Source organism: Nonomuraea fuscirosea, assembly GCF_003001935.1.
GTDB classification, from domain to species: Bacteria; Actinomycetota; Actinomycetes; order Streptosporangiales; family Streptosporangiaceae; genus Nonomuraea; species Nonomuraea fuscirosea.
In genome coordinates this window covers 446364-463209 of the sequence record NZ_PVNG01000003.1, presented here as the reverse complement: position 1 = coordinate 463209, position 16846 = coordinate 446364, and the positions used below count along the sequence as shown (strand labels likewise).

Genomic DNA, 16846 nt, shown 5'->3' with positions numbered 1-16846 from the left:
CACCCGAAAAGGACATAAACGTCAATGTGACATCGACATCGGGGGGTCGTCGCCTGAGGTCGAGGAGGGGGAGTTCTTGAGCTCGTCGAGCTGGTCCGGCAGCTCGGCGAGCTCGACCAGCTCCGCCTGGCAGCGCTCGCATGTGTCGAGGTGGCGTTCGAAGGCCTCGTGCTCCTCATCGTCGAGGACACCGAGGACGTAAGCGGCCACCCCGTCATGCATCAGCCGGCTACCCCCTTGTCCCGCAGCAGCTCGCGGAGAGCCCGGATCCCGTAGTAGAGCCGGGACTTCACCGTGCCCGGCGGGATCCCCAGAATCTCCGCCGCCTCACTTATCGTACGGTCTCGGAGATAGGTGTGCTCAATGACTTGGCGGTGTTCTTCGGACAGCGACCGGAGAGCGTCCGCGACGACCATCGCCGACAGCGCACGCTCCGATCCGTCCGGGACCGACATCATGTCGACTTCGGGCGGCTCGACCTCCTGCGGCCGCACGCTCTTACGCCGACGCCCATCAATGACTATGCGGCGGGCCACGGTAAGCAGCCATGCCCATATGAGGCTCGGTTCCCATTGCAGTCTTGCCGAGTTCCGCCAGGCTCGGACGAGCGTCTCCTGCACAACGTCTTCAGCCCACTGAAGGTCGTTACCTGTGGATTTGCGGACGTGTCGCAGCAGAGGGCCGCCGAACTCCTGGTAAAGCACCGCGATGCGATGCTCCGCCTCGGCATCCGCACTCTCGAACCTGCCGTCGAGGTGACCTAGCACGGGGCACATCTTTACACCTTCGTTATCCAAGCGGTAGCCACTCCGATAACTCCAGTCATTTCTAACTATCTCCGGCCATAGGTGAACCAGAACCGGTACAGGCGCGTACCTCCGACCATGCACAGGCTTTTGCGCGGCGAGTTGTTCATGCTCGGCGGCTTCGTCGTAGCCGCCGCCGTGACGATCGTGCTGGTCATGCCACCATCGATCGATCCCGCGGCCGCCCAATGGTCACAGACGTCGTCAGGACCGCTCACAGCTGCCGACCGCGATCTGCTGATCAAAGTCCGTCAGGCAGGGCTATGGGAGATGCCCGCCGGCGAGTACGCCCAGACCCGCGCCGAGTCCCAGCGCGTGAAGGAGGTCGGCAAGTTGATCATGGGCGAGCACATGGATCTCGACCTGATCACCCGCCAGACCGCCAAGAAGCTGGGCGTGGCCCTGCCGGACGAGCCCAATCCCGACCAGCAACGCTGGATGGCCCAGATGGCCGCCGAGAGCGGACCGGCCTTCGACAAGGACTACGTGAACCTGCTGCGTGCAGCTCACGGCAAGGTCTTCAGCACCCTGGCGAGCGTACGAGCCGGAACGCGCAACTCCGACATCCGGAAATTCGCCGGAGAAGGCATCAACTACGTGATGCGCCATATGGCGTACCTGGAGTCGACCGGCCTGGTCGATCACAGCCAGTTGCCCGAACCCCCGACTCCCGCACCTGCTCCACCCGTCGCGATGGCGGTGGAAAAGAGGAGACACACATGAGGAGATCCAGACGCATGGCCGCGGCCGCATCCGCTCTGGCCATGGCGGCAGGCGGCCTGGTATCGGCGGCCGTCATCGGCGTGAGCAGCAGCCCGGCTTTCGCCGACCACTGCGACCCCGCCGAGCAGTCACCTCAGGCGAGCCAGTCCCAGCAGCCGAACCGCGACCAGCGGGGCCAGCGGAACCAGGACCAGGATCAGGATCAGGACCAGCAGGGGCAGCAGGATCAGCAGCAGCCGGACCAGCAGGGCACCGGCGACCAGCAGGACAACGGCCAGAACGGCGACCAGCAGGGCACCGGCCAGAACGGTGACCAGCAGGGGCAGCAGGACCAGCAGGACCAACAGGGCACCGGCGACGACCAGCAGGCCCCTCAGGGCGGCAGCGTCGCGCTCGACCCCGCCCAGGACCCTGACGGCCAGGACCAGGGTCAGGACCAAGGCCAGGGTCAGGACCAGAACCAGGACCAGGGCGCCGACGCCTCCCAGACCGCGCCGGAGGACAACCCCACGGTCCAGTCCCGCCGCCGCGGCGGCAACGGCGGCCGGCCGACCGACTCCCCCAGCCCGAGCCCCAGCCAGACGCAGAACCCCGACGACGGGGGCGACGCGGACCCGAGCGCTTCCCCCTCGGCCTCCCCGACCGCGACCGGCGGCAACGACGAGGAGGAGGCCTGCGCCGACCTCGGCCCGTTCCCCGAGGACTTCGTGAACATCCGCCAGGTGGCGCCGGTGCGCCTCGACGCGCGGCCCGCCCGCAACGGCTCCCGCGGCTCCTTCGTCTCGCAGTGCGGCACGAACCGTAACGGCCACAACAACCCCGACAACTTCATCGTCGCTCCCGGTGTGAGCAACGGCGCGCACCACCTGCACGACTACGTGGGCAACCTGTCGACGGACGCGTTCTCCACCGACGAGAGCCTGGCGGCGGCGGGCACGACCTGCCGGCTGGGCGACCAGTCCACGTACTACTGGCCCGTGATCAGGGACCGCAAGTCGGACGTCAACGCCAACGACCCCGACGGCAACGTCGGCACCGTGCTGCGCCCGCGCTCCGTGCGGCTGGAGTTCGGCGGCAACGCCACCTCCCAGGTGGTCGCGATGCCGAGGTTCATCCGGATCATCACCGGTGACGCCAAGGCGGCCACGAACGGCACCGCCAACGCCCGCGCCGGCTGGAGCTGCTCAGGATTCCAAAACCGCATAAGTCCGGACAAATACACGCTTTGCCCGCGCGGCAGCCAACTGCTCCGTATTCTGGACTTCCCCAGCTGCTGGGACGGTCAGAACACCGACAGCGCGAACCATCGGAACCACGTGGTCTTCCCCGACCAGAACGGAGCCTGCCCGCAAGGCACCCGGGCGATTCCGCGACTGCGCATGACCCTCGGGTACAGCGTGCCCCAGGGGCCGTCGTTCGCCGTGGACGCCTTCCCCGAACAGAAGCACAACCCGGTCACGGACCACGGTGACTTCGTCAACGTCATGCCTGACCGGTTGATGCAGACCGTCGTCTCGTGCATCAACCGGGGGCGCCGTTGCTGACCTGAACCCCCCGCCCCTCGGGCGGCGCAGCCTTCCGAGTCGCACCCTCACTCGACCCTGGAGGGAAATACATGCTCCACAGACGTAGCCCCCGGCACGCCCCCACCAAGCTGGACACCAGGAGTGTCCGGCTGGGGGCGAGCGCCTCGGTCATGGCGATCCTCCTGTCGGCGTTCGCGCTGACCAGGACGGAGCGCGGGATCGGGATGCTGGGCCAGGGGGTCGGCTTCCTCGAGTTCTACGCGGGCGTGTTCGCCCTGGTGCTGCTGACCGCGACCGTCGCGCTCGGCCTGCTCACCACCGAACGCGTGTTCCTGTCGCCGGCCAACCGGGTCAGGGCACAGCTCGCGCACCGGGCCACCGCGCTGATCGGCCTGGCGTACCTGATCACCCACATCACGCTCATGATCAGCCTGGGTCACGTGCCGCCGGGGGCAGCGGTCGTGCCGGTCGCGGGCATCTACGTGGGGTTCGGCACCCTGGCCTTCGACCTGATGGTCGTGGCCGTGGTGACGGGAATGCTCAGGGGGCGGTTCGCGACACGGAGCAGGCCATGGATGTGGCGGATTTTCCACTCGGCCGCCTACCTGGCCTGGCCCGTCGGGATCATGCATGGCCTGACGGCCGGCCGTCCGCCGGCCGGCTGGGTGGCCTGGTCGTACGTGGCCAGCATGGCGGCGGTCGGCGGTGCGCTGATCGTCCGCGTGCTGGCCTCGCTGCGCCGGCCGCCGATCGTACCCGAGAAGGTCGAAGCGCCCCCGGTGACCGCGGCCGCCGCCGTGGGCGTCCCGTCAGAACGTCCGATGAAGGCTCCTGTCGCCGCCGGCGCGGCGGCGGCAGGACCGAGAGCGGCCGCCGCACCCGTGAGCCTCGCAGAGGCCCGGCGCAGATATCGGGAGGCAGGATGACCACCGTCCTGCTCGCGCGTCCCAAGGAGCGACTGTGATTCCGGCCAGAGTGCCACGGGTCTTACGCATGGGTCCGGCCCGGCTGACCGCCGGGCTGGACCACTGCCGACGGCTCGACCTGCCCGCCCACCGCACGCTCCACGGGCTCGTCGAGCCCAGGGAGCTGGGCGAGCTCATCTCGTACGCCAACGAGGTGGACATGCGCGGGCGAGGGGGAGCGGCCTTCCCCTTCGCCCGCAAGTTGCGTGCCGTGGCCGACGCGACCGGCCCAGGCGGTGAGTGCGTGGTGCTGGTCAACGGCGCGGAAGGCGAGCCGGCCAGCTCCAAGGACGCCATGCTGCTCACCCGCAACCCGCACCTGGTGCTGGACGGCGCGGTGCTGGCGGCCGAGGCGCTCGGCGCCCGCGAGGTGGTCGTCGCCACGGCCGGCGGCGAGGTCGCCGAGGCGTCCGTGGCCGCCGCCGTGGCCGAGCGCCGCGCGGCCAACGTCTCCGGCGGAGCCGAGAGCCGGGTCCCGATCCGCGTGGTCGGGATCAAGGAGCGGTTCATCTCCGGCGAGGGCGGCGCGCTGGTCAAGGCCGTGAACGGCGAGGAGGGCATTCCTCCCGGCCGCAAGAAGCGGGCCGCGACCAGCGGCGTGGACGGGCTGCCCACACTGCTGTCCAACACCGAGACGTACGCGCAGTTCGCGCTGCTGGCCGAGTACGGGCCGGAGAAGTACGCCGAGGTGGGCACCGCCAAGGAGCCCGGCACCATCCTGCTCACCGTCAGCGGCGGCGCGGCCAACGGCGCCGTCATCGAGGCGCCGACCGGGACGTACCTGGCGGACGTGCTCGGCCTGTGCGAGGCGGAGGTCGGCGACGGCGTCCTCATCGGCGGCTACCACGGCGCGTGGCTGTCGGCCGACGTCGTCGAGACCGCCGTGCTCTCCCGCGAGGGCATGAAGCAGGCCGGCGCCACCCTCGGGGCCGGGATCATCGTCCCGCTCGGCGAGGCGACCTGCGCCCTGGGCGAGGCCGCCCGGGTCGCCGCCTACCTCGCGGCCGAGTCCGCGGGCCAGTGCGGGCCGTGCCGGCTCGGCCTGCCCGACATCGCCAGGGCCATGTACGCCCTGGTCGAGGGCACCGGCTCGGTGGACGCCGTACGGCGCTGCGTGCGCGGCGTCGAGCGGCGCGGGGCCTGCTTCCACCCGGACGGCACGGCCAAGTTCGTGCTGTCCGCGCTGGACGCGTTCGAGATCGAGATCGCCCAGCACCTGGAGCAGGGCTCCTGCGGCCGCCCCGTACGCGGGGTGCTGCCGATGCCCGAGCGCGAGCCCGAGCCGGAGTACCGGCTGGAGGTCGACTGGTCCCGCTGTGCGGGGCACGGGCTGTGCGCGCACCTGCTGCCCGAGTTCGTGGAGCTGGACGACTACGGCTTCCCGTCGTTCAACACGATCCCCGGGTTCATGGCCAAGGAGGCGCGCCGGGCCGTCGACATGTGCCCCGCGCTGGCCCTGCGCCTGGCCCAGAGCGGCGGCGACCACGGCGGCGCTCCCAAGCCGGCCCCGGGCAAGCAGCTGCGGCTGGTCAAGGACGGCGTGCTGAAGAAGGCGGGAGAGAGCGTGCCCCGGCTCACGCGGGTGGGCATCCCCCGGATCTCGGGAGTCGGAGGAACGGCGTGACCTGACGCGTATGTGACGAACCCGGCGGTTGTTCGCGGGCTCCCCGATGATCTCTCATGATCGTCGGGAGGTGCCGTGACCCGCCGGGTTCTCGCGTGTACCGGAGATGTTCCGTGCGTATTCCGCCCTGCGGCACTGTGGCAGGCAGCCGGGTTCCACAGGATGCGATGACTCCGGAATGGGGACGAATCATGCGCAAGTGGCTCACAAGGTTCATGGCGGCGGCGATGGTCGCTTCCGGGATGGCCGCCGGAGCCGGCGGGATGCAGGCCGCCGCCGCCGACACCGTCAAGCCCTACCTCTACTGGTCGGAGGACCGGGGTCATTGTGGTGGTGAGTGGAGGACCTATCTCGGAACGAGGACCTACGACCCGGCGACGCACAGCGTCAAGCGGCACAAGAGAACCGAGACGTCGTCGACCAGCAAGACGGAGATCTACAACCAGAACGGTGTGCGCACGGCCAAGGTGTACGACCAGTGCGTCAACGGACGCATCGTTCGCAAGTTCAATCCGACGGTCTACCGGCACCGGTCGATCAAGGTGAGCTTCGTCTGCTTCGCGGGTCGCTGCACGAGGACCAGCACCCTCTACGGCAGCTGGCTGAACGGGACCGGCACGCCGTTGTAGCGAGTCATCCGCCCTCTCGCCGCGGATCAGCGGACGGTGCGGGGGCGGATGGCGTTCGGCGCGGCCGTCGTCTTTCCGGCGCACGGCCGTCGTCTTTCCGGCGCACGGCCGTCGTCCTTTTCGGCACGCGCCGGCCCGGTATATATCGCCCGGCAACACATCCCGATATTTCCCGGGTTACGCACATGCGAGTTATATCGGAGCTAATCCGGATATTCGGCGAAATGCTTATCACCGGGCTCACATGATCTTGCCTCGGACGTACACGGGCTCGCCGACCTTGACCATCTCGTACAGGCGCTTGGACGTCTCGATCGGCAGGCGTACGCAGCCGTGGGAGGCCGGGCGCAGCGGCACCTTCGTCGAGCCGTGCATGGCGATGCCCCCCGTGAAGTAGAGCGAGTTGAACATCGACCCAAGGCGTCCGGTGGTCCAGCCCGGCGCGCGGGTCTGCACGCGGAAGTCGCCGACCGGCGTGATCGCGGTCCCGCAGCGCCCGCCCTCGCAGTAGCGCACCTCGGCGCCCGTGGAGATGTGCGAGAACAGCACCGGCTTGCGGTCGCGGTAGACGGTGAGGAACTGGTCGCGCAGGTTGATCTCCACCCGGTCGGGGCCGCCGTTCGGGACCAGCGGGCGGCGGCGGGCGGGCTTGTCGAGGGCGTTCCAGACCTGGCGCCCGACCTCGCCCTTGGGCGCCATCCTGCGGTTCTTCTGCAGCGCCCACACCGCGAACTTGGTCTGCTCGTCGTAGACGCCGTTGATCTTGCCGTAGTAGTAGTGGCCGGCGTGCAGCCGCCGCTGCAGCAGCCTGACGGCCTCGCCGCGGTCACCCGGCCGCAGCAGCGCCCCCGCGACCGCCCCCGTGGACGCGCTCCCCGCCTGCCCGGCGTCCGTCCGCCCTGCGCCCGTCCGGGTCGTGCCCGTCGGCGTCGTGCTCGTTTGCGTGCCGCCCGCTCGCGTCGTGTCCGCCCGTCTGGTGTCCGCCCGTCTGGTGTCCGCCCGTCTGGTGTCCGACCACCTGGTGTCCGACCGCGACGCCCCCGCCCGGCCCGTGCCCGGCCGGTCCCGCTCCACCCACCTGGAGCCCGGCCGCCCCGCGTCCGCCCACCTGTTCTTCGACCTGCGCGCGTCCGCCCGGTCCGCCCCCGGCCGCCCCGTGTCCGCGCGCCCCGCCCCCGGCCTGCCGGGGTCCATCCGGCGCGCCCCTGGCCGGCCCGTCTCCGTCCGACCTGCTTCCGTCCGGCCCGCCCCAGGCCGACCCGATTCCGACCGGCTTGTGCCTGCCTCCGCGACCGCCGGGAGGCCGCAGGCGACCATGGTTCCGAGTCCGAGAGCGGCAATTCTTTGAAGCTTTATCCTCATAAATCAACGCCTACCCCCACCGCCGAGAATTCATGGTTTTTATCAAGCAAAAGTCCCGGCTAATAAAGCCGATCACGCTAAATCGGCCTTTAGTGGAAAAATAGGCAGTGATCCCGCGAAACCGCCACTCACTCCCGCACGCACTCCGCGACCGTGCGCCGGTACCGGCCGGGTGCGACGCCGTAGTCCCGCTTGAACGCGTTGGCGAAGGCGAACTCCGACCCGTACCCCACCCGCCCCGCGATCTCGCTCAATGGCGCGTCCGTCTCCCGCAGCAGCCGCCCGGCGCTGGCCAGCCGCCACCAGGTGAGGTACGCCAGCGGCGGCTGCCCCACCAGCGCGGCGAACCGGCGCGCGAACGCGGCCCGCGACAGCCCCGCCCGCGCCCCCAGCTCGGCCACCGTCCACGGATGGGCCGGATCGCGGTGGATGGCGTCGAGCGCCGCGCTGACGCCCGGATCGGCCAGCGCCGCCGCCCAGCCGTCGACCTGGCAGTCGCCGTGATCGTTGCTGAAGTGGGCCCGCAGGATGTACAGCAGCAGCATGTCGAGCAGGGACGACACGACGGTGTCGGCGCCCAGTCTGGGCTGGCGGATCTCGGCCCCGAGCAGGTGGACGGCGGCGCGTACCTCGGAGTTGAGCCCCGGCCCCGCGGGCAGGTGGATCAGCTCGGGCAGGTCGCGCAGGAGCGGATGGGCCCGGTCGGGGTCGTGCCGGTAGCCGCCGCACAGCAGCACCGTGCTCGCCCCCTGCCCGCCGACCGACGCGGAGGCGAACAGGCCGCGCTCCTCGGCCGGGTCGCACGCGGGCTCGGTCACCGGCGTGGACGGGTGGTCGGCCATGGCGTAGCCGTGACCGTGCGGGAAGAAGACCACGTCACCCGCGGACAGCGCGAGGGCCGGCTCGCCGGGCGGCAGCAGCCAGCACGAGCCCTGCAGGACCACCTGGAAGCCGGCCGATCCAGGGGCCGAGGGGAAGCGCTGCCCCCAGGGGGCGCGCCACTCGACGCGGGCCGAGCGGGGCCGCCCGGTCCGCATGATGGTGATCACGTCGCTCAGCACGTCCATGCCGAGAACTCTAACCGGCAAGACGCTCGCGTATGACAGCGAGACGAGAACACATTGGCCATCTCATCCAGCCCCTCTACGGTTTCCATCGATGCGATTTGAGGCGAGGAGGGCGTGATGGGACGGATTCTGGTCACCGGGGCGACCGGCACGGTCGGGCGGTCCGCGGCGGCGCTGCTGCGCCGGGCCGGAGCCGAGGTGGTGCCGGCGAGCAGGGCCACGGGCGACCTGCGCGACCCCGGTACGCTGCCGCTGGACGGCGTGAGCGCGGTGCTGCTGGTGTGGCCGTTCGGCACGGCAGAGGGCGCGAGGGAGGTGATCGAGGCCGTCGCCGGGCGGGCCGGGCGCGTGGTCTACCTGTCCTCGGCCGCGCGCAGGGAGCACGAGCGCGAGATCGAGCGGCTGATCGCTCGGACGGCCGGCGCGTGGACGTTCCTGCGCCCGCACGCGTTCGCGGCCAACACGCTGCGCTGGGCCAGGCGGATCAGGGCGGGGGCGGTCCGCGGCGCGTACGGGGCGGCGGCCATGCCACCCGTGCACGAGCGGGATGTCGCGGCGGTGGCCGTGCGGGCGCTGCTGGACGAGGGTCACCACGGCGCGGCCTACGACCTGACCGGCCCCGAGACGATCTCCCAGGCCGACCAGGTCCGGATCATCTCCGAGGTCACCGGCCTCCCGGCACGCTGGGTGGAGGTCCCGCCCGAGCACGCCCGCGCGGCCCTGGAGTCCGACGGCCTGCCGCCCGAGGCGGTCGAGGAGGTGCTGCGCGCCCAGGCGGAGCTGGCCCGGCGGCCGCTGCCGGCCACCTCGGTGGTCGAGGAGGTCACGAAGGAGCCGGCGATCCCGTTCCGGCAGTGGGTGGAGGAGCACGCGGAGGACTTCCGCGTGCCCGTGGCCGCCCCCACGATGCGGGCGGCCCGCATGCACGGCTTCGGTGACGCCTCGGTGATCCGGTACGACACGGTCCGCACGCCCGAGCCCGGACCGGGAGAGGTGCTGGTGGAGGTGGCCGCCACCGCGTTCAACCCGTCGGAGATCGGCCTGCGTACCGGGCTGCTGCCGGAGGTGTTCCGGGTGGAACCGCCGCACACGCTCGGCTGGGACGTCTCCGGCACGGTGGTGGCGACCGGGACGGACGTCACCGGCCTGACCCCCGGCGACCGGGTCTTCGGCATGGCCGGCGGCGCGGCGGCCGGGTACGCGGTGGCCCCGGCGGAGTCACTGGTCCGGGCCCCGCGCCGGATTCCGCTCGCCGACGCCGCGGCCGTCCCGGTGGCCGGGCTCACCGCCTGGCAGGCGGTCCACGAGCACGCCCATGTCACTCCCGGGAGGCGCGTGCTGGTCAACGGCGCGGGCGGCGGCGTCGGCCTGTTCGCCGTCCAACTCGCCAAGCTGGCCGGCGCCCACGTCACGGCCACGGCCAGTCCGCGCAGCACCGCCGCGGTGCGCCGGCTCGGCGCCGACGAGGTGATCGACTACACCGCGACCCCGCTCCCCCGCGACCTGGACGTCCTGCTGAACCTGATCCCGCTGGCCGACGGCACGGCGGCGGAGCTGGCCGGGCTCGCCCGGGTCACGGTCTCGATCGCGACCCCGATCGAGGGCGGCGCCCACTTCGTGATGCGCGCCGACCCCGGTCAGCTCACCCGCCTCGCCGAGCTGATCGACGAAGGCGGGCTGATGGTCGAGGTCGCGGAGTCGCATCCGCTCTCCGGCCTCGCCGACGTCCACCGCAGGGCCGAGGCGGGCGACCTGCGCGGCAAGATCACCCTCATCCCCTGAACCAGAGCGGCGAGGTCACCTCACGAAGTGCCGCAGCACCTCGGGGTTGGCCATGGCGTCCGGATTGGCGGCCTGCTCGACGGGCGTGCCCAGCAGGATCTTGCGTACGGGCACCTCGAGCTTCTTGCCCGACAACGTGCGCGGGATGCCGGGCACGACGTGGATCTCGTTGGGCACGTGGCGCGGCGACAGCTCGGTCCGCAGGGCGTCGCAGATCGCCCGCTGCAGCGGCTCTTCGAGGTCGGCCCCCTCGGCGAGGGTCACGTACAGGAGCAGGCGGCCCTCCTGCCCGAGCTGGCCGGTGTCGATGACGAGGCTGTCGGCGATCTCCTCGAACCGCTCGACGACGCGGTAGAACTCGCTGGTGCCCATCCGGACACCGCCCCGGTTGAGCGTCGAGTCGGAGCGGCCGTAGATGACGCAGCTGCCGTCCTCGTTGATCTTGATCCAGTCGCCGTGCCGCCACACGCCGGGATAGACGTCGAAGTAGCTCTCGGTGTAGCGCTCGCCGCCGGGGTCGTTCCAGAACTTCACCGGCATCGACGGCATCGGCTGGGTGATCACCAGCTCGCCCACCTCGCCGACGACCGGTTCGCCGGCCGGATCGTACGATTCCACCCGCGCCCCCAGCGACCGGCAGGGGATGATGCCGGCCCTGATCGGATGCAGCATGGTGGCCCCGACGAAGCCCGTGCACACGTCGGTGCCGCCGGAGAACGAGCCGAGCGGCGTGCCGGGCAGCTCGGCGGCGAGCCAGGCGAACCCCTCGGGCGGCAGCGGCGACCCGGTCGAGCCGACCCCGCGCAGCCGTTCGAGCCCTTCGGGATGGAGGCCGGCCTTCAGCGAGGCCATGATGTACGGCGCCCCGACCCCGAAGTACGTCACGTCCTCCGAGTCGGCGATCCGCCACAGCGCGGCCGGCGAGGGGAAGGTGGCCGAGCCGTCGTACAGCACGGGCGTGGCCCCCACCAGCAGGCCGCCGATGAGGTAGTTCCACATCATCCAGCCCGTGGTCGTGTACCAGAAGAACACGTCGCCCTCGCCCAGGTCCTGGTGGAAGGCGAGTGACTTGAGGTGCTCCAGCACCACGCCGCCGTGCCCGTGCACGATCGGCTTGGGCAGCCCGGTCGTGCCGCTGGAGTAGAGGATCCACAGCGGATGGTCGAACGGCACCCGCTCGAACTCCAGCGGCCCCTCCTCGGCGCGCAGCCCCTCCCAGCCGATCACCTCGCCGTGCGGCACCTCCTGGGTGTGCCCGGGACCGGGCTCGGCGTGCTGCGGCGCCCGGCCGTCGTCGGCCGCCGCCAGGTAGGGGATCCACACGGTCGCGCGGAGCGTGGGCAGCGCGGCGGCGATCTCGTTGACGGCGGCGGAGCGGTCGTAGCTCTTGCCGTTGTAGTGGTAGCCGTCGACGGCGATGAGCACCTTGGGCTCGATCTGCTTGAAACGGTCGACGATGCTCGGCACGCCGAAGTCCGGCGAGCCGGCCGACCAGATCGCGCCGAGCGAGGCCGTGGCCAGGCAGGCGATCAGGGCCTGCGGGATGTTGGGCAGGTAGGCGGCCACCCGGTCGCCCCGGCCCACGCCGAGCCGGACCAGGCCGGTCCTGACGCGGGCGACCTCCTCGCGCAGCTCGGCCCAGGTCAGCTCCTGCCGGCCGCCGTCCTCGGAGACGAACACCAGCGCGGTGCCCTCCGTACGGCGCAGCGCGTTCTCGGCGTAGTTGATCGAGCTGCCGCCGAACCAGGTGACCGCCGGCATCTTGCCCGACAGCACGGGCCCGTCACCCCGGTCGCCGATCACCTCGAAGTAGTCCCAGATCGACGTCCAGAACTCGGCGGGATGCTCGACCGACCAGCGCCAGGCGTCCTCGTAGTCGCCGGATCTGCCCAGCCACCGCAGGTAGCGGGTCAGCTTCGCCGACGCCTTGATCTCTTCGCCCGGTTCCCACAGAAGCTCACCCTCAGCAACCATGTGCCCCATCCTGTCGCCCGTCCAGGGGAATGTCATACCCGCCTTTCCCCATAACTTGCTACCTCCGTAGGTGGTCCACCGCCATACGCGCGGAGGTTCCGATCACCGCGTCGGCGCGCGGCTGGTTGAGCGCGGTGCTGAAGGAGCGGGTGAAGACCGACACCGCGTACCGGCCGCCGTCGGGGTAGTCGACGACGCCGGACTCGCAGCGCAGGGTCGGCAGGGTGCCGGTCTTGCCGCTGACGGCCACGTCGTCGTACGGGAATCCCGAGGCCAGCCGGTGCGGCCACACCTGGGCGTTGAGCACGCCCCGCATCCAGGCGCACGAGGCGGCGGAGGCGGCCTCGTCCCGCCAGATCAGGCCGAACAGCCGGGTCATCTCCCGTGGGGTGCTGCGGTTGGACCGGGCCGGGTCCAGCGCGCTCAGCCGCTCTATGTCGTCGGGATCCACGAACGGCCACCCGTGGCCGGTGTCGCGGCCCAGGCTGTCGACGCTCTCCCCCGCGCCCTGCACGACCCGCGTCCCGTCCAGCCCGAACGAGTCGAGCATGGCGTTGATCGTGTCCTGCCCGATCCGGGCGAGCAGGGTGTCGGCCGAGGTGTTGTCGCTCACCGCGATCATCAGGTACGCCAGGTCGCGCAGCGAGATCGTCACCTCGTCGAGCATCGCCGAGATCCCCGTCGGCCCCGGCGAGCGGCCGGCCCCGGTCACCGTGATCCGTTCGGCCGGGTCGAGCAGGCCGGCGTCGGCCTGCCTGCACAGCGCCACCAGCAGCGGCACCTTGAACATCGAGGCCATGGGCAGCGGATCGTCGGAGCCGATCCCGATCTCACGCCCGGTGTCGATGTCGGCCGCGTGCAGCCAGCCGGTGACGCCGGCCGTGCGGAACAGGCTCTCGAAGTCGGGCGCGCTCATGCCAGCATCCCCGGCCTGCGGCTCACCCGCCGCGCGGTCGCGGCGCCCTCGTCCGTCATCCCGGCGCTCTCCTTCAACGTCCGTACGGCCATGGCCGAGAAGTCGGTGGCCGCGACCGTCACCGCGCGCCAGGCGGTGGAGACCCGGCTCGCGATCGGCGAGCCTAGCAGCGGCCGCCAGGCCAGCCCCGGGAGCTCCACCTTCGGCCCGAACGCCACCGCCGCCCCCGCCAGCACCAGCCCGAGCCCGGCGCCCTCGTGCACCTGCTGGGGGACGAACCCCTGCCGGCGGCACTCCGCCAGCACCTCGGCGTGCCAGCCGGGCTCGCCCTCCTTGGGCGGCATCAGCAGCTCGCGCCCCGCCAGGTCGGCCAGGTGCACCTCTCCCACGTCCGCCAGCGGGTCGGCCGCGGCCAGCAGCACGCCCTGGGCCTGCACCAGCAGTTGCCCGAAGCGCAGCCCGGGCGCATTGACCGGGTGGCGGACGAGGCCGACGTCGATCGTGCCCTCGGCCAGGGCGGTCACCTGGTCGGCGGTCCAGATCTCGGCGGGCGCGAGGCGTACGTCGGGGCTGGTCTCGCGGAAGCCCGCGACCAGGGCGGCGAGCACGGTGGCGGCGAGGTCGGGCGGCACGCCGACCTTGAGCACGGCGCCCTCGCCCTGCCTGGCCAGCTCGTGCAGCCGCTCCACCCTGGAGACGATCTCGCGGGCCTCGCCGAGCAGCAGCCGGCCCGTCTCGGTGAGCCGGACCTGGCGGGCCGAGCGGTCGAAGAGCCGTACGCCGAGCTCCTCCTCCAGGCGTTTGACGCGCTGGCTGAGCGGCGGCTGGGCCATGCCGAGCCGGATGGCCGCGTTGCCGAAGTGGAGTTCCTCCGCCACCGCGATGAAGTAGCGAAGGTGCCGGACCAGGTCCATGACCAGCCACTATATCCGGCTTTATATCTATGTGACCCTCATATCAGTATTGGACACCTATGTCGTATCTCTGATGTCCTCTGCGTCATGGCACCACAAACGGGGACAAACTACGCCTACCTGCGGCCGGAGCGGCCGGTGCGGCGCCGCAGGAGATGGCCGTGGATCCTGGCGGGGCTGCTGGTCCCGCTCCTCGCGGCCGGCGGCGTCGTCTGGGCGCTGCGTACGGAGGGCTCACCCGAGGAGACGGCCGACCGCTACCTCGCCGCCTGGGCCGAGCAGGACTACGCGGCGATGCGCGAGCTGGTCGTCGACCCGCCGGCCGACTTCGAAGCCTGGCACCGCCGTTTCCGCGCCGACCTCAAGCTCACCCAGGCGAGTTTCGTCCGTCCGCGCCCGACGGGGGTCTTCGCCCGCGAGAGCTCCCCCGACGGAAAGGTCTCCTTCCAGGCGAAGCTGACCGGGCCGCTCGACTGGGACTACGACGGCGAGCTGCGGCTGGTCGAGCGCGGCGGCACGTGGAAGGTGGCCTGGACGCCCGCCGCGCTCCACCCGCTGCTGAAGAAGGGCCTCGCGCTGCGGGTGACGACGCGGCGGGCCGACCCCGTACGGGTCCTGGCCGCCGACGGCACCGACGTCGGCGGCGCGGACGCCCCCGGGTCGGTGCAGCAGCTCGTCGAGGGCATGAAGCAGACCTTCCCCGACCGCTTCGACTCGCCGATCCGCTCCGGGATCGCCCTCTACCAGGGCGACCGGCTGGTCAGGAACGTCGTCGAGCCCGGCGGCTACCGGCCGATCCAGACCACCCTCGACCTGAAGGTGCATCGGGCGGGGGCCCAGGCGGTCAAGGGCGTGGACAAACCGGTCTCCCTGGTGGCGCTGCGGGCCTCGACCGGGGAGATCCTGGCCGTGGTCAACGCGCCGGGCGGGTTCAACCGGGCGCTGCTCGGCAAGTACCCGCCGGGCTCGACGTTCAAGGTCGTGACCGCCTCCGCGCTGGTGGCGGACGGCGTCCGGCCGGACCGGCAGGTGTCGTGCCCGGCCGAGAAGAACATCGGCGGCTTCCCGTTCCACAACGCGGGCTTCGAGGACTTCGGCACGCTGTCGTTCCAGAACGCGTTCGCGCACTCCTGCAACACCACGTTCGGGGAGATGAGCGTGGCCCGGCTGAACGGCGGGCGGCTGGCCGAGGTGGCCAGGAGCTTCGGCTTCGGCTCCGCGATCACGCCGGGCGTGCCGGCCGTGCGGGCCGAGTTCCCCGACCCCAAGGACGACACCGACCTGGCCTCCGCCGCGATCGGGCAGGGCCGGGTGCTGGCGAGCCCCCTGAACATGGCCTCGGTGGCCGCCGCGATCGCCTCGGGCGCGTACATCCCGCCCCGGCTGGTCACCGCCGAGCACATCCCCGACGGGCAGCCCGGCAACCCGCGCCCGCTGGAGAAGGGGGTGGTGACGGCGCTGCGCGAGCTCATGCCCGCCGTCGTCACCGACGGCACCGCGCACGGCGTGAGCTTCCCGGCCGGCACGGCGGGCAAGACGGGGACGGCGGAGTACGGCTCGGGCAAGGAGCCGCCCGCGCACTCGTGGTTCGTCGGGTACCAGGGGGACCTGGCGTTCTCGGTCATCGTGGAGGGCGGCGGGGCCGGCTCGGCCGTGGCGGCCCCGATCGCGGCCCGCTTCCTCAAAGCCCTCGGCTGACCGGGTCCGGCGGGATCACCCGCCTCGCGGGCCCTGGGACGGGCCGGCGGCGCGGTGTGGGGAGCCGCCGGGCCGGTGACGGCCGTGTCGGGCGGGGCGGGCTGCGGCCGGCGGCCGTTCAGCCCGCCTTGCGGTCCAGCGGCGAGGTCAGGCCCGCGACCGCGGCCACCACCTCGGAGGCGTTGGACAGGTCGGGCAGCACCACGTCGGCCCCCGCCTCGCGCAACTCGGCCGCCATCGACCGCCCGGAGGCGACCCCGATCATCGCCGCCCCGCCGATCTTGGCGGCCTGCACGTCGCGCGTGGAGTCGCCGATCACCACGGTGTTGGCCGGGGTGAACGGCGTGCCGTAGCGCTGCTTGGCCCGCGACTGCGCGACCTGCAGCAGCGTCGCCTTGGGATAGACCTCCTCGCCGTAGCCGCCGAGCTCGAAGTCGACGTGCTTGTCGAGCCCGAACGCCTTCAGCTTGTGCACCGCGTTGCTCTTGATCGTGCCGGTCAGCACGGTCTGCACCACGCCGTCGAGCCGCGACACCGACTTCAGCGCGTCCTTGGCCCCGGGCATCATCCGCCCCTCCTTGGCCAGCCGCCCGCGCCGGTCGGCGAACGCGGTGGCCAGCGCGGCCAGGAACTTCGGCAGATGGCCGTCCTCGGCCACGACGCCGTTGACGGCCAGTGTCTCGAAGACGATCTCCGAGTCGGGCCGGCCCATCGGGGGGACGAGCTTGACCAGGGGGCGCCCGGTCACGAAGCGGAACGCCTCGGCGTAGGCGTCCCTGGTCACGATGGCCACGTCGACGAGCGTCAGGTCGACGTTCCACAGCACAAGGCGGTTGATGGCTGCCTCCTGAGTAATCCCT

Annotated in this window: 15 protein-coding genes; 7 read left to right on the top strand and 8 right to left on the bottom strand. The window is 71.5% G+C overall.

The window, feature by feature from the left end; all coding sequences use genetic code 11:
• Positions 1-21: 21 nt before the first annotated feature.
• Positions 22-222 carry a zf-HC2 domain-containing protein gene (locus B0I32_RS09160; protein ID WP_106236725.1) on the bottom strand — a complete coding sequence of 67 codons (201 nt, stop codon included), beginning with the start codon at positions 220-222 and terminating at the stop codon, positions 22-24.
• Positions 222-776 carry a sigma-70 family RNA polymerase sigma factor gene (locus tag B0I32_RS09155; protein WP_245955696.1) on the bottom strand — a complete coding sequence of 185 codons (555 nt, stop codon included), beginning with the start codon at positions 774-776 and terminating at the stop codon, positions 222-224. The genes B0I32_RS09160 and B0I32_RS09155 overlap by 1 nt, the downstream gene beginning before the upstream one ends.
• Positions 777-884: 108 nt before the next feature.
• Here B0I32_RS09155 and B0I32_RS09150 point away from each other — a divergent pair, with 108 nt between their 5' ends.
• The 5 genes from B0I32_RS09150 to B0I32_RS09130 all read left to right on the top strand — a co-directional run bounded on the left by B0I32_RS09150 (position 885) and on the right by B0I32_RS09130 (position 6273).
• Positions 885-1529 carry a DUF4142 domain-containing protein gene (locus B0I32_RS09150; RefSeq protein ID WP_106236724.1) on the top strand — a complete coding sequence of 215 codons (645 nt, stop codon included), beginning with the start codon at positions 885-887 and terminating at the stop codon, positions 1527-1529.
• Positions 1526-3073 (top strand): DUF1996 domain-containing protein, encoded by a 1548-nt coding sequence (locus tag B0I32_RS09145; RefSeq protein WP_219911700.1) that lies wholly within the window; start codon positions 1526-1528, stop codon positions 3071-3073. Before B0I32_RS09150 ends, B0I32_RS09145 begins: the two co-directional genes overlap by 4 nt.
• Before the next feature lie 71 nt (positions 3074-3144).
• Positions 3145-3981, top strand: coding sequence for a hypothetical protein (locus tag B0I32_RS09140; RefSeq protein ID WP_146178094.1), 837 nt, complete (start codon positions 3145-3147; stop codon positions 3979-3981).
• Between the two features lie 34 nt (positions 3982-4015).
• Positions 4016-5644, top strand: coding sequence for an NADH-quinone oxidoreductase subunit NuoF family protein (locus B0I32_RS09135; RefSeq protein ID WP_342751720.1), 1629 nt, complete (start codon positions 4016-4018; stop codon positions 5642-5644).
• Between the two features lie 191 nt (positions 5645-5835).
• Positions 5836-6273 (top strand): hypothetical protein, encoded by a 438-nt coding sequence (locus B0I32_RS09130; RefSeq protein WP_106236718.1) that lies wholly within the window; start codon positions 5836-5838, stop codon positions 6271-6273.
• Positions 6274-6513: 240 nt separating this feature from the next.
• On the opposite strand, the gene B0I32_RS09125 is transcribed toward B0I32_RS09130, so the two are convergent.
• The gene (locus B0I32_RS09125) at positions 6514-7467 is read right to left on the bottom strand and encodes a L,D-transpeptidase family protein (protein WP_181307180.1); all 954 of its coding nucleotides are present in this window, start codon (positions 7465-7467) and stop codon (positions 6514-6516) included.
• 296 nt (positions 7468-7763) lie between these two features.
• Positions 7764-8702, bottom strand: a complete 939-nt coding sequence (locus B0I32_RS09120) for an AraC family transcriptional regulator (RefSeq protein ID WP_106236714.1) — start codon at positions 8700-8702, stop codon at positions 7764-7766.
• A gap of 117 nt (positions 8703-8819) precedes the next feature.
• Between B0I32_RS09120 and B0I32_RS59690 the strand changes: the two genes are divergently transcribed.
• A complete protein-coding gene (locus tag B0I32_RS59690) occupies positions 8820-10484 on the top strand; it encodes an alcohol dehydrogenase catalytic domain-containing protein (protein ID WP_245955695.1) in 1665 nt (554 codons plus the stop codon).
• A gap of 15 nt (positions 10485-10499) precedes the next feature.
• On the opposite strand, the gene B0I32_RS09110 is transcribed toward B0I32_RS59690, so the two are convergent.
• From B0I32_RS09110 to B0I32_RS09100, 3 genes are read right to left on the bottom strand one after another with little or no spacing between them, the layout of a single operon-like run.
• Positions 10500-12458: an acetoacetate--CoA ligase gene (locus B0I32_RS09110; protein ID WP_106236713.1), complete on the bottom strand. Its 1959-nt coding sequence runs from the start codon at positions 12456-12458 to the stop codon at positions 10500-10502.
• 58 nt (positions 12459-12516) lie between these two features.
• Positions 12517-13374, bottom strand: coding sequence for a serine hydrolase (locus tag B0I32_RS09105; RefSeq protein ID WP_106236711.1), 858 nt, complete (start codon positions 13372-13374; stop codon positions 12517-12519).
• Positions 13371-14288: a LysR family transcriptional regulator gene (locus B0I32_RS09100; RefSeq protein ID WP_106236709.1), complete on the bottom strand. Its 918-nt coding sequence runs from the start codon at positions 14286-14288 to the stop codon at positions 13371-13373. Before B0I32_RS09100 ends, B0I32_RS09105 begins: the two co-directional genes overlap by 4 nt.
• Before the next feature lie 87 nt (positions 14289-14375).
• Here B0I32_RS09100 and B0I32_RS09095 point away from each other — a divergent pair, with 87 nt between their 5' ends.
• Complete coding sequence (locus B0I32_RS09095) at positions 14376-15986, top strand: penicillin-binding transpeptidase domain-containing protein (protein ID WP_106236708.1); 1611 nt, start codon at positions 14376-14378, stop codon at positions 15984-15986.
• Between the two features lie 118 nt (positions 15987-16104).
• Here the strand turns inward: B0I32_RS09095 and B0I32_RS09090 are convergent, their stop codons facing one another.
• Positions 16105-16812: an HAD family hydrolase gene (locus B0I32_RS09090; RefSeq protein WP_106236706.1), complete on the bottom strand. Its 708-nt coding sequence runs from the start codon at positions 16810-16812 to the stop codon at positions 16105-16107.
• Positions 16813-16846 lie beyond the last annotated feature (34 nt).

What these genes read in the sequence shown, in the direction of transcription:
- B0I32_RS09160 (WP_106236725.1), bottom strand. Translation starts at nt 222, where the DNA reads ATGCATGACGGGGTGGCCGCTTACGTCCTCGGTGTCCTCGACGATGAG.
- B0I32_RS09155 (WP_245955696.1), bottom strand. Translation starts at nt 776, where the DNA reads ATGTGCCCCGTGCTAGGTCACCTCGACGGCAGGTTCGAGAGTGCGGAT.
- B0I32_RS09150 (WP_106236724.1), top strand. Translation starts at nt 885, where the DNA reads ATGCACAGGCTTTTGCGCGGCGAGTTGTTCATGCTCGGCGGCTTCGTC.
- B0I32_RS09145 (WP_219911700.1), top strand. Translation starts at nt 1,526, where the DNA reads ATGAGGAGATCCAGACGCATGGCCGCGGCCGCATCCGCTCTGGCCATG.
- B0I32_RS09140 (WP_146178094.1), top strand. Translation starts at nt 3,145, where the DNA reads ATGCTCCACAGACGTAGCCCCCGGCACGCCCCCACCAAGCTGGACACC.
- B0I32_RS09130 (WP_106236718.1), top strand. Translation starts at nt 5,836, where the DNA reads ATGCGCAAGTGGCTCACAAGGTTCATGGCGGCGGCGATGGTCGCTTCC.
- B0I32_RS09125 (WP_181307180.1), bottom strand. Translation starts at nt 7,467, where the DNA reads ATGGACCCCGGCAGGCCGGGGGCGGGGCGCGCGGACACGGGGCGGCCG.
- B0I32_RS09120 (WP_106236714.1), bottom strand. Translation starts at nt 8,702, where the DNA reads ATGGACGTGCTGAGCGACGTGATCACCATCATGCGGACCGGGCGGCCC.
- B0I32_RS59690 (WP_245955695.1), top strand. Translation starts at nt 8,820, where the DNA reads ATGGGACGGATTCTGGTCACCGGGGCGACCGGCACGGTCGGGCGGTCC.
- B0I32_RS09110 (WP_106236713.1), bottom strand. Translation starts at nt 12,458, where the DNA reads ATGGTTGCTGAGGGTGAGCTTCTGTGGGAACCGGGCGAAGAGATCAAG.
- B0I32_RS09105 (WP_106236711.1), bottom strand. Translation starts at nt 13,374, where the DNA reads ATGAGCGCGCCCGACTTCGAGAGCCTGTTCCGCACGGCCGGCGTCACC.
- B0I32_RS09100 (WP_106236709.1), bottom strand. Translation starts at nt 14,288, where the DNA reads ATGGACCTGGTCCGGCACCTTCGCTACTTCATCGCGGTGGCGGAGGAA.
- B0I32_RS09095 (WP_106236708.1), top strand. Translation starts at nt 14,376, where the DNA reads ATGGCACCACAAACGGGGACAAACTACGCCTACCTGCGGCCGGAGCGG.